This window comes from Gemmatimonadaceae bacterium (assembly GCA_035633115.1).
Classification (GTDB): Bacteria; Gemmatimonadota; Gemmatimonadetes; order Gemmatimonadales; family Gemmatimonadaceae; genus UBA4720.
The window spans coordinates 1-1,822 of the sequence record DASQFN010000037.1 but is presented as its reverse complement, the minus strand read 5'-3'; the positions used below and the strand labels follow the sequence as shown (position 1 = coordinate 1,822).

General features: G+C 63.1%; 2 protein-coding genes. One reads left to right on the top strand and one right to left on the bottom strand.

What is annotated here, in order from left to right:
- Window positions 1–33: 33 nt before the first annotated feature.
- Window positions 34–1,305: an IS256 family transposase gene (locus VES88_03490; protein ID HYN80539.1), complete on the bottom strand. Its 1,272-nt coding sequence runs from the start codon at window positions 1,303–1,305 to the stop codon at window positions 34–36.
- Between the two features lie 108 nt (window positions 1,306–1,413).
- On the opposite strand from VES88_03490, the gene VES88_03485 reads away from it, so the two are divergent.
- Window positions 1,414–1,822: alkyl sulfatase C-terminal domain-containing protein (locus tag VES88_03485; GenBank protein HYN80538.1), on the top strand; the 409-nt coding region annotated here is incomplete at its 3' end.

Here is a 1,822-nt window from a genome sequence, read left to right as displayed (position 1 = left end):
GAGCTATGGTTGATTTTGGGTGACGCGGCCTGATCAAGCGGCGCTGGTTTTGGCGGCATCGCTGCTGGCGACGCCGTCGGTGAATTTGACGCCTTCGATGACACGAGGCAACTGGTTTGCGCCGTTCAGGCGGCGCCATTTCTTCGATGCTGCGCGCACGAGGGTGAAGACCATGAGCTTCACGGTTTTCTGCGAAAGCGCGCCGTTGGTGCGAACGGTGCGATGCCGGACGGTTGCGAAAACGCTTTCGATGGGGTTGGACGTGCGCAGGTGGTCCCAGTGTTCGGCGGGGAAGTCAAAGAAAGCCAGCAGCGCCTCGGTGTCCTTGGTCAGGCAAGCAACGGCAGGGGCATATTTGACCCCGTATTTTTCCTTGAAGACCTCGATGGCAGCCAATGCCGTAGCCTTCGTTTCGGCATGATGGATGTCCTGCAGGTCGGACTTGACGGTCGGGCCCATGGACTTTGGGAACTTGTTCAGAACATTCGAAATCTTGTGGAACCAGCAGCGTTGGTGGCGGGTGCCGGGGAACACCTCGTCGACCGCCTTCCAGAACCCCAGTGCACCGTCGCCGACAGCGACCTCGGGCGCGATGGCCAACCCGCGGGTCTTGATGTCGATCAGCAACTCGCGCCAGCTCTGAGCGCTTTCGCGGACCCCGACATGGAAGCCGAGCAACTCCTTCTTTCCTTCCGGCGTCGCCCCGATGATCACGAGAATGCACTCGGCCTCGGGTTCCATCCGGGCCTGCAGGTAAACCCCATCAGCCCAGACGTAGACGTAGCGGCGCGCCGAGAGATCGCGGTGCTGCCAGCGGTCGTATTCATCCTGCCAGCCGGCCGTGAGCCGCGCGATCACGCCGGGCGACAGGTTCGGCGCGTCTGCCCCCAGCAGAGCCGACAGCGCCTCCTGGAAATCGCCGGTGGATATGCCACGCAGATAAAGAACGGGCAGCAATGCATCGAGGCTTTTCGAGCGCCGCGCCCATTTCGGCAGGATGTTTGAGGTGAACCGGATCTTCGCCACGGCGGGCACGTCCGTCGCCCGGTCGCGCACTTTCTGCCGCCGGACCTCGATCGGCCCGATCCCCGTCTGGATAACCCGCTCCGGTCCAGCGCCATGCCGAACGATGCGCTGGCGACCATCGGCAAGCAGGTCCTCGGAAAACATGGCGACAAAGCCGTCGGCCTCCGCCTTCAACGCCGCCATCAGCATGCGCCGAGCCCCGTCGCGGGCGATCTCCGTCAGCGGGTCAATGATCGAACCAGGCTGGCGGAATGGGGTGATCGTGGTATCGTCTGTCATAGGCGTATCGCTCCCTTGGAGGTTCTGGCAGGCTTCGAACACCCGCCACGATACGCCGCCTTCTCAAGCCGCCATCACCCAAATTCCCGCATAGCTCCCATCAACCTCGTGACCCCCGACAACGGCGAGGCCTTCATCGCCGAGATGGAGAACGCGACGCTGACCAACATCAAGGGCTTCCAGGCAGAGAATGCCGACCTCACGCTGACCAACGACCGGTCCGACCTCGAAGCAGACGATGATGGGCGCCAAGACTCTCGAGGTCGTCCTTCGGTGGCGCCTCACACATGGCCCGCGCCCGCGAGCTGGACGGCGGACATGTTGCCACTCACCCGCTGGAACGGAACCTGTGCTTCGTGGGCACGTTCAAGCTTGGACACGGGGAACCTATGTAGAAGGTCCACGGCATTGAGCAAAACGCGTCACATTGAAGATCCGGCCGCTCCGGAAGCGAATCCAGCTCCTCATGCCCCCGGCCGTGACGCGCCCCGTCCCACCCGCTTCGGCTGGGCTGCCT

Coding starts and splice junctions, on each gene's coding strand:
- VES88_03490 (HYN80539.1), bottom strand. CDS start 1,305: ATGACAGACGATACCACGATCACCCCATTCCGCCAGCCTGGTTCGATC.